Consider the following 15412-nt stretch of genomic DNA (forward strand, 5'->3'; position numbering starts at 1 on the left):
ATTCCACTCCTTACATGAAACAGACGAACATACTTTCTCTTTATGATACAGAGGAAAAGGCTGGATGAAAAGCATCTGTCAGAACGAAAAAACTTCCGCCAGCAGTGACGGAAGTTAGAAGGATTTGGTTTTTACTTGAGCAAACGAAGGAATTCACGCATGAAGCCTGGCAAGTCTGGCCATGCATGTCCGGAAACAAGATTGCCATCGACATGGAGCGTTTCTGTTTGGTAGATCGCTCCGCACGCCTCTACATCGGGTCTGCATGCCTGGTAAGCTGTGATTTCACGTCCGGCTACGTGCTCGCGAACGATGGTCAATACTTGGGAACCATGGCAGATGGCTGCGACTGGCTTGTTAGTCTCGAAAAAGTGCGCCACAATCGGCTTCAAGTGCTCATTGAGCCTGATATGCTCAGGTGCCCGTCCACCCGGAATAATCAAGGCGTCAAACGCCTCAGGGTTAATGTCTGAGAATGCAGCATGGGCGGGAAGCTGATAAGCTGGCTTTTCTGTGTATGTCTCACTGTGTGCTTCGAAATCATGGCAAACGGTGTGTAGGGTTTTCACGCGGGGTGCTGCAATGACCGTTTCATACCCTTCTTCCAAGCAGCGGTAATACGGATAGAAAACCTCCAGTGCTTCTACAGCATCACCTGTTACAATCAACACTTTTTTGCTCATCACACAGCCTCCTCATGACGATTTTTAAGGAATACACTCCTCCTGATTTCAATTCTTTGGCTGTACAGTATGCTCCTGCCTCCTTTCCTGCAAATTTACAAAACTTTCCTCGACAACAACTAAAAAGCTTTCCAAAAGTATCTTGGATAATCCACTCCAACTGGCAGAAACTACAACAAAAGACTACGAGGCTGGAGGGAGACGGCATGCGAGTTTTCCGCCTAATCATTCTGATCAGCTTGTGCGTGGTTGCAGCTATTTCACCACTAGAATCCGTCGCCGGAGTTGCTCCGTCCGCCAATGAGCAAGACCCGGTTCTTCAAGAGCGCTTGCAAGTTTTTTTGCGCTTGGAATCGATGTACGGCATTCCGTGGAATTATTTAGCAGCCATTGATCAATACGAGCGAACCATGAAAATACGCCGGAAGAAGCAGGAGCAAGAAAACGTTTCACGACTAACAGCCGTGGACATTCCAAGCGATCGTTGGGCAGGTGCATTCAATCCTGATGCAGAGGATACGAATCCGGTATCCATCCAATTTTTTAAAGGCATCGGGATGGATGGAGATGGCGATGGTGTCGCTGATCGTCACAACGATCTCGATGCACTCACTACCTTCATTCACTACCTATCCCAATACGGCTTCTCCCATGAGGATTGGCAAATTGGTCTTTGGTCGTACTACCAGCGGGATCGTTCCGTGAAGACGATCAGACAGTTCGCGCAGGTGTATGCAAAGTATCACCATCTGCACCTGGATGAGCGGCATTTTCCTATCCCTGCGAGGTACGATTACAGCTACCGCAGTACATGGGGGGCACCACGCGGCTGGGGTGGTCGTCGGATCCACGAGGGGACCGATATTTTTGCGAGTCACGGCACCCCTGTACTCAGCACAGCGTACGGAGTCATTGAGGTAATCGGCTGGAACAGGTTTGGCGGATGGCGGATCGGCATGCGTGACATGGGCAATGTTTACCATTACTTCGCACATCTGTCCTCATTTAAAAAGGGATTGAAGCCGGGTGACATCGTGGAGCCAGGAGAAGTGCTCGGATATATCGGCAGCTCTGGATATGGGAAGCCCGGCACCTCAGGCAAATTCCCTCCCCATTTGCACTACGGTATGTATCGGGAAACAGGTGGCGCAGATTGGTCATTTGATCCTTATCCATATTTACGTCGTTGGGAACGGCAAAAGAAGCGGCAATGAAGCCGCTTCTTTTTTATGGGCAGCTCTTTTCATTGACAGACATCATCTGTAAAAATACAATAAAAATAGAAAAACTGGACAGTCGTCCAAAAAAAAAAAAAAAAGAGGTGAAAAAGTGACTACCCAGAAAAAAGCCGAAGCAAAACAGGCATTTTTGATTGAGCAAGCGACTGCTTGTCTGGCTGAAAAAGGGTATGCACATGTTTCCTTGCGCGACATAGCCAAGGAATCTGGCGTCTCACTTGGCATTCTGCATTATTACTTCGCAAGCAAAGAAGAGCTTTTGCTCGCTGTCATCTCTAGCTACAAAGGACGTTTCATGGAAGAGTTGGAACGCGAAGTGATCGCAGCTCCATCTGGTGAATGGTCAGCAGCTCTAGCTCGTGTCTTGTGCCGGAGTCTACAAGAGGATCGGAAGCTGCATCGGCTCTGGTATGACTTGCAGGTACAGGCCATGTACGTTCCTGCGTTTGGTGAGCAGGTAAAAGTCATTCGGTCCCGTCTGCATCAGCTCATCTCTCGTATGCTCGTACGGTTGCAGCGCGAAGAACAATCCTCATTGACCATCGACGAAGACTCCGCAATCTCCCTCATTTACTCTGCAATCGACGGATTCCTTTTTCAATTTTTGCTCGATGAGTCACAGAAGCCGGAAGAAGCGATTGCCCGTTTTGAACAGACCTTTGCCTATTTGATGCATACACTCTTCTCTTCAGAATCTTTATCTCCTAAATCGAGGTGAATCATGATGGCAATCATGTCCATGCAAAATCCCGCCACTGGAGAGCTGCTTGGTTCTTTACAGGAAGCGACTCCAGAACAAGTAGAAGACGCGATGGCACTTGCGCGTCTCGCCTTTCCAGCTTGGTCCACTACATCGTTGGCTGAGCGTCTGGACTACTTGACACGGTTGCGGCACTATTTAGTCGATCACGGCGAAGAAATCGCCCGAAAAATTAGTGAGGCTACCGGAAAAGTTACATTGGAAGCGTACATGACCGAAATTTTCGTCACTGTCGACACGATTCGGTTTTATGAAAAACATGCTTATCAGATGCTTGCCGATCAGCCGGTACCAACCTCCCTCGTGCTGTGGCCGAAGAAATCGTTTATCCACTACAAGCCGATGGGTGTCGTCGCGGTTATCTCTCCGTGGAATTATCCGTTTCAGCTTGCCGTCATTCCCGTATTATCTGCCCTCGTAGCAGGCAATACCGTTATTTTAAAACCTTCCGAGGTGACTGCTTCTACCGGACTGCTCATTGAAGAGGTGTTTTCCGCTGTTTCTATGCCGGATGGAGTCGTTACCGTTCTGCATGGAGGACGCGAAGCTGGACAGGCGCTGGTAGCTGCTCGCCCAGATAAAATCTTTTTCACAGGCTCTGTCGCGACAGGCAAAAAAATTATGGCGGCAGCATCGGAGCATTTGATCCCGGTAGAACTGGAGCTAGGCGGAAAAGACCCGATGATCGTGTTTGAAGACGCTCATCTGGAACGGGCAGCAAATGGCGCGGTATGGGGGGCTTTTACGAACTCCGGGCAGGTATGTATGTCTGTTGAACGGCTTTTTGTCCATGAAAGGGTCTATCCTGAATTTCTCAAGCTGGTCACTGAAAAGACAAAAGCATTGCGCCAAAGTTATCCGAATCAGGCCGAGGTCGGTTCGATGACGTCTTCCCAACAAATCGGAATTGTCCGTGAGCATGTGAACGAAGCACTGGCTGCGGGCGCGACAACAGTCACCGGAGGACTCCCTTCCTCTGACAGCATGTATATCGCGCCGACCATTCTCACAAACGTGACATCTGACATGAAAATCATGCGGGAAGAGACCTTTGGTCCGGTATTGCCGATCATGACTTTTGCCACCGAAGAGGAGGCTGTCCGCTTGGCTAACAGCTCACCGTACGGACTGAATGCCTCGGTATGGTCAGCCGATAAAACAAAAGCGGATCGCGTAGCTCGTCAGCTCGAAAGCGGCAATGTGTGTATCAATGACGTCATTATCAGCTACGCCAATCCCCATCTGCCTTTTGGCGGGGTCAAACAGAGTGGCATCGGTCGTTATCGCGGACCTTCGGGATTGCAAGCCTTTACGCACAGCATCTCTGTCATCCATGATCCGGGCAAACGCAAGCGTGAGTTCAATTGGTATCCGTATACGAAAGATCAGGAGCTCACCTTTGTTGGATTGACGAACCTCTTGTACGGCAAGCTCCAAAATGTAAATCGTCGGACTTTGGGGGCGATCTGGCGCGAATTCAAGCGTCTGTTCTAACCACGCCGGAATGCTATCGCTCCTTATTTCAGTGTGCCAAAACCGACGATATCCACATGAACCTTAACGTTGATTTTCGCTTTTGTATAAAGGGCGAGACCCGTTTGCCGTGTCCATTTGCCATAATATCTTTGGCGAATGCTCTCCTCGAGCTGCGCCGGGTCGACCCCTTGCTTTTGAAAACGTACCAGCATATCCACGCTTTCCTTTTTGATTCTTTTCTCAAGCTCTTGAACCATGGTCCGAAATTGAGCCCGCTTCTCCAAATCCTTGCTGCCTGAATAGCCCACCAGCATCCCTCTTACCCGAAGCTCGATGTTGATGACAGGCTTTTTCAGGCTGCCTTTGCTTCTTACCTTCGTGTTTGCTCGCACAAAATCGAAGACGACCTTTTCCGTTTGTTTTTTACCTGTCTTCGTCTCGTGCTGGAACTCGAAGCTCATACGGGGCAAGCGTTCTCTTCCCAAAAACCCCTGAATCAGCTTCCCCTCTCGCTGCGTGTACATTCCGATCATCCTGTCTACTCGAAAAAGAGCCGCCTTGATGATCTGAATCTCTCCGTTGCTGTGAATGAGATAAGGAAGATTGGGGTCCATCGTGTTGCTGGTCATCATAAAAACAAAATCGTGAATGGTCGAGAAAGACGAAAAGGCCGTTTCCACTCGCGGACGAAGCAAGTTGTTCAAATACGTGTTGATTTCCGGCCTGTGGTTATAGGTTCCTTTGATGACATCTTTCGCTTTTCCTTTTACGACGGCAATGTATACATTTTCTCCTACAATAGGATTGCGATAGAGATCAAGGATGACTTTTCCGATCCCTACTTTGCGGGCGTATTCTTCACTGAACAAAATCACACGCAATTGCGAGAGGGACATGGTCCTCTCTGCTTTTGTTGCGAGATTCAGCATTGCCTCGCTCGTCATCGAGGCATGAGTCGAGTACACCTGTGTCGATTCCTTATTTTTGGAGGGAACCGGTACCGCTACGGTGATATCTATCTTTTCACGATCCACATAATCGAAGCCCATAACCCCAATCATGGCCATGTCTTCCAGTGCCGGCCGTTCGAGTTCACGCCCACAACCGCAAAGGCTGAGCAAGAGGATAACCGAAACAATGAGCCAGCTCGCCCTCTTCATGATACTCGCTCTCCTCTACCAAACCTCAAGGAATGCAGCAATAACAAAAAAATCGGCCACAAGATCAATCCATAGGCCATATAAACAGTCACCTTGTCATAAATGTAGCGTTGTTTTTCTACAGATAATGGCCCCACAATGAATAGAAACGAAATGATTGTCGGTACAAGTAGATGCCACAGCCTTGTCTTTTCTGCCATTTCTTCAAGACCAGTACGCGCAACCCACAAATAACCCGTACTCGTGCTGAGAATAAGGAAGACCCAGAGACCAATCCCGAGATTTTCGATCCGCTCCAAAAAAGACAGCTCTACAGCCTTAAACAAATTCAAAATGGGATAAATGAGATTGTCCATTTGCCATTCGGAAAAATAAGACACACTCGTGAGCAGAATCATGACGTACAAAAAAACAACGATCCATACCCCAATCAGCACATGCTTGTGTGCCTTGTTCTTCTCTTGGATATATGGATAAAAAAACAAGACCACTTCATACCCAAGCATGCTCGCGTAAGAATTGTGAACCGTTTCGGCTATACTGCGCCAATCTGTATGAAAAAGAGGAAAAATATGCATCATTCCTCCCTTTTGAAATCCGTACGGCAAAAGAAAAATCATCCAGCCCGTAAAAAAGAACGTTAGCAGGCAAAAACGTGCAATCAATTTGATGCCGCCATTTGTAATGTAGACCATGACTAATGTCAATCCAAGCAACGGCAATGTGACAGTCTGATTGTTCAGCATGGAGGTTTGCACCAGCCTGATATATCCTTCATTCGCAGTAGATACATTCAGAATGGCGTAGACGATAATCAGGATATTGAAACAGCCTCCCAGCCATTTTCCCAACAGCTTTTCGTGAATCCGAAAAAGATTATCCTCTGGATAGCGACGGCACAAGGCCATCATCGGGATTAGCGTTAAGCTGACGATGCATCCCAGCAAAATCGGAGACCACCACAGATTGTAGCCCATTTTGCTCGCATGATGAGCCAGTCCAAGTAAATTAACCCCTACCATCGTATTCATAATCAATCCGATTACCAGGATCGGATTCAGGCTGTGAATTCTCCCTCTATCCATCTACCCTAGTCCTCCCCAACTGGCCGGACATGCTTTTGCTTTGCCCGGGACATGCGGTTGCGATTGACGATAAACCTTAATGGTGCACGTACCAGACTATTCATCAAATCAGTCCATTGACGCGGAACCCCCGGAGCCATGTACGGCGTCCCGAGTGAAGTCAGATTGAGCAAGTGCGCGAATAAAAACGCCAGTGCCAGTATCTGGCCGTACATGCCCAATACACCTGCCATCAAGATGAAACCATAGCGAACGAGCCGAATCGCATTACTCATCAAAAAATTGGGTGGCACAAAAGAAAGCAGTGCCGATACAGAAACAAGGACGATCAAGATATTACTGGCTAACCCCGCTTGTACAGACGCTGTCCCGATCACGATACCGCCAACGATACCGATGGTCTGGCCGATTTTAGTCGGCATGCGTATCCCCGCTTCCCGCAGGATCTCGATGACAAGCTCAATAATGAGCACCTCGATCACAGGCGGAAATGGCACCCGGCTGCGCGATTCAGACAAAATTGTCAGTAAAGCGGGGGGAAGCATTTCCGGATGATACGTCAAGACAGAGACGTAACTGGATGTGAGCATAATAGTGATAAATAAACCGAAAAAGCGAATCATCCGCAGCAGGCTCGCCGTTGACCATCGATTATAAAAGTCTTCAGGGCTACTAAACATCTCCAGAAAGGAAGTCGGGCAGATCGCGGCATCCGGACTGCCATCCAGCATGATCACGATCCTGCCGTCCAACAAAGCTGCTGTTGCATTGTCAGGCCGACCCGTCAAGCCAAACTGCGGGAACGGAGAGTATGGCTTGTCCTCCAGCATTTGCTTCAATATAGGCATCCCGACAAATCCGTGGTAAATGACATTGTCGATCCTTTTTTTCACGCGCTCCACATTTTCCGCGTTCGCGATATTGTCCAAATAAATCACAGCTACCTTGTTCTGTGCCTGGGTACCAATCGTGTAGCTCGATACTTTCAGATGAGGCGTAGCCAGTCTTCTCCGAAGCAAAGACAAATTGATCTCCAGCATTTCAACAAAGGAGTCTTGCGGTCCAAGGACGGTCGCCTCCGTCTCGGATTTCGTAATGGAACGATGCGCGACCTGAAATGTATTCACATGCAGAATGAGGTCTCTTTCCAGGAAAAACAAGATGGTATGACCGCGTAGCAAGTTACTCATCAACGTCTCCATATCGTCAAGAAGACATTCCTGAGAGAAAGGAAGCGCCTGCATCGGATCTCTACCATCGGAACGCTGCAACGGAAGAAAGACATTCTCATAAATCTGGGACACATCCACCAGCGTATCGAGAAAAAAAACGTGTACCTCTTCGTCATTCATCTTCAATGACAAGCTACTGAGGTCATCCACGTTTTGCATGCATTGTTTTACCATATCGGGTGTAATTTGTTCGCTTCGCCGCGCTTGAACCGAACCGATGCGCCGCTTTGCTTGTATGGCCTGTACTTGCGCTCTCCACCAATCAGTCGGCTTCACGCTAGATCCCCCCTTTTTTCAGGAAAATCTTTCTTACTTTGGCCTGTCTGTGGTGATTTTATCCAAAAAAATAGAAAACGGGAGCCGTAGCCCCCGTTGAAACATCTCGTTCCCTATGAAATGATTAAGCGAACTGCTTAGATAAATTAGCCATTTCGATCGCTGCCGTTGCTGCTTCCCAGCCTTTGTTGCCTGCTTTTGTTCCCGCTCGCTCGATGGCTTGCTCGATATTGTCTGTCGTCAAAACACCGAAAATAACGGGTATCCCAGTCGATAGCGATAAGGACGCAACTCCTTTTGCGGTCTCATTGCAGACGTAATCGAAGTGCGGAGTGGAGCCACGAATGACAGCTCCCAATGTAACAACCGCATCATAGCGACCGGATTCTGCCATTTTTTTAGCGATCAACGGAATTTCAAATGCCCCCGGTACCCAAGCCACGTCTACCTGCTCATCTTCTACACCATGACGCTTCAAGGCATCGAGAGCCCCTCCGACCAGCTTGCTTACGATCAATTCGTTAAAGCGTCCTGCCACGATCCCTACACGCAAACCTGTTCCAACCAAATGTCCTTCGAATGTTCTCATGCTTATTCCCTCTCCTTATCCGTGCAGATGAAGCAGGTGACCCAGCTTCTCTTGTTTTGTTGATAGGTACTGTTTGTTGTGCAGATGCTCCGGCATTTGAAGCGGCACCCGTTCTTCTACGGTTAATCCGTAACCGATAAGCCCGCGGATTTTTCGTGGGTTGTTAGTCAAAAGCCGCATGCGTTGCACTCCTAAATCTCGCAAAATTTGCGCACCAATACCGTAATCTCGCAGATCAGCGGCGAACCCTAGCTTTTCATTGGCCTCAACGGTATCCAAGCCTTCCTCCTGCAGCTTGTAGGCACGCAGCTTATTAATCAAGCCAATGCCTCTGCCCTCTTGGCGCATGTACAATAAAATGCCGCGTCCGTTCGCTTCGATCTGTTCCAATGCAGCGTGCAGCTGTGGACCGCAGTCGCAGCGATGAGAGCCGAAAATATCTCCTGTCAAGCACTCCGAGTGTACACGAACGAGAATGGGCTCATCCGGTCCGATCTCTCCCTTGATAAGAGCCACATGCTCTTTGCCATCTAGCTCGTTCGTATAGGCCGCCATCCGAAAATCACCGTAGGCGGTCGGAAGCTGCACTTCGATTTCCCTTTTCACCATCGATTCTGTCCTCATCCGATACGCGATCAAGTCTGCAATCGTAATCAGCTTGAGATCAAAGCGGCGTGCGATCTCTACCAATTGCGGCAGACGTGCCATGGAGCCATCCTCGTTCATAATTTCGCAAATGACTCCCGCCGGTTTGCCCCCCGCCAAGCGAGCCAAATCAACTGCCGCCTCCGTATGTCCCGCTCTGCGCAATACACCGCCAGACTTCGCGATTAACGGAAAAATGTGTCCTGGTCTGCGGAAATCTTCTGCCGTCTTCTGATCGTCCAGCATCGCCACGACCGTCTGAGAGCGCTCATGAGCGGATATCCCTGTGTGTGTACTCCCTTCATCGATGGACACGGTAAAAGCCGTTCCTTGCTTGTCTGTATTGGACTTCACCATCGGATGGAGCTGCAAGCGAGTTGCGTGCTCTTCTGTCACCGGTACGCAAACGAGTCCTCTCCCATGTGTAACCATGAAGTTAATCATTTCAGGCGTAGCCGCTTCGGCCATGCAGACAAAATCCCCTTCGTTTTCCCGATCCTCATCATCTACCACGATGACCGTCTTGCCTTGACGCAAATCTTCCAATGCTTCTTCTATGCGATGAAACATGCTTTCTCCCTCCTACTCACGCGAAGCCATTTTCCTGCAAAAAGGCTAGACTGAGCCCGCCAGATTTCTCTGAACCACTATGGTTTTGATAACCTAACAAACGCTCCACATATTTGCCGATGACATCTGTTTCGAGATTTACCAAGTCCCCAGGTCGTCTGTCTGCAAGACTCGTATTCGCCAGCGTATGCGGAATGATCGAAACGGTAAAACCGTTATCGTTTACGTCCACCACGGTGAGACTGATGCCGTCTATGCAAATCGATCCACGGGCAATAACATACTTCAACAGTTGCGGTTTGGCCTCCATCCGAAACACAACAGCATTCGCATTCACCTCTCGTGAAGCAACCATTCCGGTCCCATCTACATGTCCGGAGACGATATGCCCGCCAAAACGGTCCCCTAGCCGCATCGCTCTCTCCAAATTCACTCGCTGTCCGCTCCGTAATTGCCGCAAGCTCGTCTTGTTCATCGTCTCTGGCATCACATCGACGCTAAACTGACGATTCGTATAAGCAGTAACCGTAAGGCAAATGCCATTGACCGAGATACTGTCCCCGAGCTTCACCCCTTCGAGTACCTGCTGTGCGCGGATGACCAGTCGACTCGCCTGCTCGTTCCCTTGAATCGATTCCAACACGCCCACTTCTTCGACCAGTCCCGTGAACATGCTCTCTCCTCCTCACTTGCTACGTCTGATCCTCCCATTGTGGGTACCCGATGATTTGTACATCACCTTTCCCGATCGGTGTGACAGTAACATTTGTCAGCTGTACCGCTTCTCCCATCGTCGCAAAGCCTTGACCACCGAATGGCGAGGGCGCGCCGCTTCCCCCGATCAGCTTTAGCGCGATATGGCTCACTACCTTTTGAATCGCTCTCGCCTGCAAAAAGGATCCGTTTACTTCCTGCCCGCCTTCCACTAGCAACGAGGTAATCCCCAGCTCTCCCAACGTATCCAGCACCTTTTCCACGCGAATTGGCGCTTCCGTCGTGATGACATTTACTCCTCTTGCCGCAAGCAGCTTCTGCTTTTCCCTTGGCGCTGCATCTGTCGTAAAGATCCATGTCTTCGTATCTGCATTCTGGACGACGCGGGCATCCAGCGGCGTCCGTAAATGACTGTCCAAAATCACTCGAACTGGCTGACTTCCAAAACACTGCTCTTCCTGGCGCGCCGTCAACAGTGGGTCATCAGCGAGAATCGTCCCAACCCCAACCAGGATCGCATCGTGCTGCCTGCGCAGTTCATGCACCTCTGCCCGAGCCTCTGCTCCAGTAATCCACCGACTGTGTCCCGTGAACGAAGCGATTTTCCCATCCAATGTACTGGCCGTCTTTACCGTCACAAATGGACGTCTGGTCTGGATGTAATGGAAAAAGACTTCATTGAGCGCCTTCGCTTCCTCTTCTCTCACGCCCACCGCCACTTCCATCCCTGCTGCTCGCAGCATTTCCATTCCTCTTCCCGCCACTAGTGGATTCGGGTCGAGCGTCGCTACAACGACACGACGTACATCAGCTGCGATCAACGCCTCTGCACACGGCGGTGTTTTCCCGTAGTGACTGCAAGGCTCCAGCGTCACGTACACGGTCGCGCCTTTCGCTTTTTCCCCAGCCATACGCAGTGCGTGCACCTCAGCATGGGGCTCTCCTGCCCGCAGATGCGCTCCCATTCCCACGATGGTTCCATCCTTCACAATCACAGCTCCGACCATGGGATTCGGGCTGGTTTGGCCTCTTGCCGATCTTGCCAGTTCCAGCGCCAGATCCATGTACTTGCTGTCCTGTTCCATACCGCACTCCTTTCTGTCCAGCATTCCAGCCAAGCACAACGCAAAAAGCCCTTGAAACCTCAAAGCGTTTCAGGGCATAGGGAAAGAAGCCTTACCTCATCCGTTTTTTGAAAAAAACAAATGAAGAAAGCACAAAAATCTTCTTCCATCCGGACTGTACCGTCGGCTCTGGGTTTTCACCAGATCAGTCGCTGCAAGCGTGGTCAGCGAGTCGCGGGCTCAGACGTACGTACGCCATTACCGCCGGTCAGGAATTTCACCTTGCCCTGAAGATTGTCGCTATGAAGTTTTATGAAAAATAAAAACGCCCATGAATATTATGCTCAGGGCGTTCAGAAAGAAGCCTTGTTTCTACCGTTTTTTGAAAAAACAGCGAAACAGGCCGTTCCAAATACCTTCTCCCATCCGGACTGTACCGTCGGCCTTGGATTTGCACCAAGTCAGTCGCTATCAACTGCTTACGATAGCGAGTCGCGGGCTCAGACGTGCGTTCGTCATTACCGCCGGTCGGGAATTGCACCCTACCCTGAAGGCTGGTATTCAGTTAGGCAAAGTATAGCACATTTTTCGCTATTGTCTGTAATCATTTATTGGAGAAGTGCACTTACTCTTGCTCGCACTCTTCGAGGACCGTCAGGAGTTCTTGCAAATCATTTATGTACGCCTTTGGCACAACACCATTTTGCTCCATGTCCTGCTCATTCCCTTGATAGGCAATAAAAGCGACTTGTCCGTCGCATGCCGCCTTACCATCGATCCACGAATCCCCAATCATCGTCCAAGCCGAAACAGGCCAATCTGGCATGCGGCTGCGAATATAGTGAATGCCCGATGGAGATGGCTTCAAGACCGTCATCTGCTCGCGGGCTACGATTTCATCAAAGTAAGAGGCGATTCCCGTCTCGTTCAAAGCCTCCTCTGCGGCGGCATAAGCGTTGTTGGTCAGGATATACAGCTGATAGCGGTTCTTCAACTCCTCTAGCACTTCTACCGCGTGCTGCTCCAATACAGCGCCATGCATCCCTTCCTTCTCGATCGCGGTTACCGCATCCCACATCGCTTGCTCCAACTCGCTCGTCATCTGCTCCGCTTTTCGCCCGATCTCAATAAGCTGCGACGCGGTATGCTTTTCCCACTCAAGTGTAGAAGGAACGATCCCATTGTCCACCCATAGCTGAAAAATGGCCCGCTTCATCTCGGCAAAGTTGATCCTGGATTGCAACAAAGTGTTGTCCATATCGAAAATAATGCCTTTTTGAAAGGTTTTACTCATTTTGCGTCTCCTTTTTTGATAATACGCCATGCTTGTCCAAGAATGACGGAATAATCTCGTGGCTGCTCCTCCCATTTTATCAAAAAGAGGACGATCCCTCCGTCATTTTATAACGTTTGGGACAGTCCCTTTTTGGGTTAGATATTGAGTTCCTATTGCTTCTTCTTGGCGCTCTCTACTTCATACGGCACATCCTTTGGAACTCCTCCAGCTGGCCAATCCTGTGCCTTTTTGGCAAAGTCTGGACGTGGTTTGGACAAAATATAGGCTGCTAGGTCGGCTGCTTCTTGATCCGTTAGCGAGCCTTGCTTGATACCGCCCATTTCACCTAGAGGCATATTGCGCTGAATGTAGCCAGCAGCTTTGGAAATTCGGGCCATACCTGCACCAATATTGAAGGAGTTATCTCCCCATAGCGCTGGTCCAGAGTTTGGTCCTGTTCCTGAACCATCAGCTGCATGGCATTGCAAACACGATTTTTGAAAGAGTGCTTCTCCATTTGCCACATTCGGTTGAGGTACGCTCTTCATATCATTTTTCTCTATCCACGGACGCTCTTTAATTCCTACTGGTACATCTGTTGAGATATACGTCAGATAGGCAACCATCGCTCTCATTTCATCGCTGTTGTAAGGCAATGGCTTTCCGTTCATACTTCGTTGAAAACAACCATTAATGCGATCCTCAATGGTAAGTACTTTGCCAGACCTTGGAATGTACTGGGGATAGACTGCTGTGACACCCGTTAAAGGAGAGGTAGCATCCATTCCGGCATTTCCGTGACAGCTGGAGCAGGAGAGCTTATTCCCTGTGTATTCAGGGATCGCTGTGCTCGTTTCATTCATTAACTTATGTCCATACTTAATCGATTCTCCCAATGGCCCCTCTGGTACCTTGTCCATACTAGGCGGGGTGTAGGTATCTAGATTGCTCGCTCCAGTTGCCCCACTCGCTGTTTTATCTTTGGCCTCACTCGCTGTTGAGGTGGGTTGAGCGGTCGGCTGTGTAGCGCAGCCTGCAAAGACCAGCATCGCCACTACTACCATAGACAGCTTCTTCCAGCCTGTCTTCTCTTTTTTAATCATAGGTCTCACTCCTCCATGTTGATCGTGCATTCACTACAGGAGAGTAGCAAGAGGCGTGCCATACGATAGATGCAGGAAAACGAACGGCCTAACGCTTCCGAATAGCAAGAAAAAGAAAAGACCATGCCAAAATGTCATGGTCAGTACGTGACAAAATGTCAGGGTCGCAGCTCGTACTCTTCGATTTTTCGGTACAGATTGCGTACGCTGATCCCCAGCTTCTCTGCTGTCTTGGTCTTGTTCCATTGCAGAACGTCCAGCACATGCTTGATATGTTCTCGCTCTACATTTTTCAGTAAAAACGCCTCTTCCTCGCCAGTTTCCGCTGATGAAATGAGCTTCCTATCTGACGCGTTGTGAGGTACTGGCTGTTCGTGAGGAAAGAGATCCTTGTCGTCAATTTCCTCTCCTTTTGCCAAAACGACAGCCCGTTCGATCATATGAGCCAACTCCCGAACATTCCCCGGGAATGAGTAGGCCAAAAGAGCTGCCTGCGCTTTCACAGAAAGCGGTTTGACTGGATACTTACGCTTGAGTCGATTCAAAAAGAAAGCCGACAGTGGCAAAATGTCCTCTCTTCTCTCTATGAGAGGTGGAATCGTTATATCCATGACATGCAGCCGGAAATAAAGATCAGATCGAAACGTTCCTTCTTCCACCTTCTTCTCCAGATCAGCATTGGTAGCAGCAATGATACGAACATCCACCTTGTGCAGAATCGGGCTCCCTATTCGGCGAAATTCGCCAGTTTCCAGAAAACGGAGTAGCTTGACCTGCAAAGGAAAAGGTAAGTCCCCTACTTCATCCAAAAAAAGCGTCCCCAGATGGGCAATCTCTACCAGTCCCTTTTTCTGCGCCGTTGCGCCTGTAAAAGCTCCCTTTTCGTGCCCGAACAGTTCACTTTCCAGCATCGTTTCTGGTATCGCCCCCAAATTGATCGGTACGAATGCCTCTGATGCTCTCTCACTACATTCAAAAATGAGTCTCGCGATGACATCTTTCCCTGTTCCACTTTCCCCTTTTAAGAGAACGAGAAAATCCGTGCTGGCTACTCGCCTAGCAGTTGCTAGGACCTCTTTTAGCCTCGGGCTTTCCGCAACGATTTGAAACGTCGTTTTCCCGTTTGTCGATAGAGCTTCTTTCAACTGTTGGTTTTCCTCGGTCAGCAGCTGTTTTTCGACGGCCTTGGAAATCAAAACCTCCAATTCATTGAGGTTGTAAGGCTTTGTCAAATAATCATAAGCGCCGCGTTTCATCGCTTCGATAGCTGTTTCGATTGTTCCGTGTCCGGTCACAACAATGATTTGAATGGCAGGAGAGGTTTCCTTGCACCATTGCAAAAAGGAGAGGCCGTCCATCCCGGGCATTTTCAAATCAAGCAGAATGACATGAATCGTTTCGCTGGTTACTAGCTTCTGTGCGCTGATTCCGTCAGATGCTTCCAGCGTGGTATATCCCTTTCTCTTTAATCGACTGGTTAATAGATGGCGGAAATCTGCTTCGTCATCAACGATGAGTATACGTGTGTCTGCGTGCATCTT

14 protein-coding genes and 2 riboswitches are annotated in these 15412 nt (G+C 49.3%); of the genes, 3 read left to right on the forward strand and 11 right to left on the reverse strand.

Features of this window, described 5'->3' with window-relative positions; translation table 11 throughout:
* Positions 1-131: 131 nt before the first annotated feature.
* Positions 132-683 (reverse strand): DJ-1/PfpI family protein, encoded by a 552-nt coding sequence (locus tag C7R92_RS11525; protein ID WP_106834352.1) that lies wholly within the window; start codon positions 681-683, stop codon positions 132-134.
* Between the two features lie 206 nt (positions 684-889).
* Here C7R92_RS11525 and C7R92_RS11530 point away from each other — a divergent pair, with 206 nt between their 5' ends.
* From C7R92_RS11530 to C7R92_RS11540, 3 genes are all read left to right on the forward strand, one after another.
* Positions 890-1897: a M23 family metallopeptidase gene (locus tag C7R92_RS11530; protein WP_106834353.1), complete on the forward strand. Its 1008-nt coding sequence runs from the start codon at positions 890-892 to the stop codon at positions 1895-1897.
* Between the two features lie 115 nt (positions 1898-2012).
* A complete protein-coding gene (locus C7R92_RS11535) occupies positions 2013-2639 on the forward strand; it encodes a TetR/AcrR family transcriptional regulator (protein ID WP_106834354.1) in 627 nt (208 codons plus the stop codon).
* A gap of 3 nt (positions 2640-2642) precedes the next feature.
* A complete protein-coding gene (locus C7R92_RS11540) occupies positions 2643-4175 on the forward strand; it encodes an aldehyde dehydrogenase family protein (protein WP_106834355.1) in 1533 nt (510 codons plus the stop codon).
* A 23-nt stretch (positions 4176-4198) separates the two neighbouring features.
* Here C7R92_RS11540 and C7R92_RS11545 read toward each other — a convergent pair whose 3' ends face one another.
* From C7R92_RS11545 to C7R92_RS11590, 10 genes are all read right to left on the reverse strand, one after another.
* Complete coding sequence (locus C7R92_RS11545; RefSeq protein WP_106834356.1) at positions 4199-5317, reverse strand: Ger(x)C family spore germination protein; 1119 nt, start codon at positions 5315-5317, stop codon at positions 4199-4201.
* Positions 5314-6402, reverse strand: coding sequence for a GerAB/ArcD/ProY family transporter (locus C7R92_RS11550; RefSeq protein WP_106834357.1), 1089 nt, complete (start codon positions 6400-6402; stop codon positions 5314-5316). Before C7R92_RS11550 ends, C7R92_RS11545 begins: the two co-directional genes overlap by 4 nt.
* Before the next feature lie 5 nt (positions 6403-6407).
* Positions 6408-7910 carry a spore germination protein gene (locus C7R92_RS11555; protein ID WP_106834358.1) on the reverse strand — a complete coding sequence of 501 codons (1503 nt, stop codon included), beginning with the start codon at positions 7908-7910 and terminating at the stop codon, positions 6408-6410.
* A gap of 124 nt (positions 7911-8034) precedes the next feature.
* Complete coding sequence (gene ribH / locus C7R92_RS11560) at positions 8035-8499, reverse strand: 6,7-dimethyl-8-ribityllumazine synthase (protein ID WP_015893048.1); 465 nt, start codon at positions 8497-8499, stop codon at positions 8035-8037.
* 15 nt (positions 8500-8514) lie between these two features.
* The gene (locus C7R92_RS11565) at positions 8515-9714 is read right to left on the reverse strand and encodes a bifunctional 3,4-dihydroxy-2-butanone-4-phosphate synthase/GTP cyclohydrolase II (protein ID WP_106834359.1); all 1200 of its coding nucleotides are present in this window, start codon (positions 9712-9714) and stop codon (positions 8515-8517) included.
* A 16-nt stretch (positions 9715-9730) separates the two neighbouring features.
* Positions 9731-10387 (reverse strand): riboflavin synthase, encoded by a 657-nt coding sequence (locus C7R92_RS11570; RefSeq protein ID WP_106834360.1) that lies wholly within the window; start codon positions 10385-10387, stop codon positions 9731-9733.
* Positions 10388-10406: 19 nt separating this feature from the next.
* Positions 10407-11513 (reverse strand): bifunctional diaminohydroxyphosphoribosylaminopyrimidine deaminase/5-amino-6-(5-phosphoribosylamino)uracil reductase RibD, encoded by a 1107-nt coding sequence (gene ribD / locus C7R92_RS11575; protein ID WP_106834361.1) that lies wholly within the window; start codon positions 11511-11513, stop codon positions 10407-10409.
* A gap of 133 nt (positions 11514-11646) precedes the next feature.
* Positions 11647-11791, reverse strand: a riboswitch (FMN riboswitch).
* 111 nt (positions 11792-11902) lie between these two features.
* Positions 11903-12051: riboswitch (FMN riboswitch) on the reverse strand.
* 66 nt (positions 12052-12117) lie between these two features.
* A complete protein-coding gene (locus C7R92_RS11580; RefSeq protein WP_106834362.1) occupies positions 12118-12786 on the reverse strand; it encodes an HAD family hydrolase in 669 nt (222 codons plus the stop codon).
* A 152-nt stretch (positions 12787-12938) separates the two neighbouring features.
* A complete protein-coding gene (locus tag C7R92_RS11585) occupies positions 12939-13871 on the reverse strand; it encodes a c-type cytochrome (protein WP_069848758.1) in 933 nt (310 codons plus the stop codon).
* A 158-nt stretch (positions 13872-14029) separates the two neighbouring features.
* Complete coding sequence (locus C7R92_RS11590; RefSeq protein ID WP_106834363.1) at positions 14030-15409, reverse strand: sigma-54-dependent transcriptional regulator; 1380 nt, start codon at positions 15407-15409, stop codon at positions 14030-14032.
* Between the last annotated feature and the right edge of the window lie 3 nt (positions 15410-15412).

Origin of the sequence: Brevibacillus porteri (assembly GCF_003013475.1) — a bacterium.
In the GTDB taxonomy this organism is placed as follows: Bacteria; Bacillota; Bacilli; order Brevibacillales; family Brevibacillaceae; genus Brevibacillus; species Brevibacillus porteri.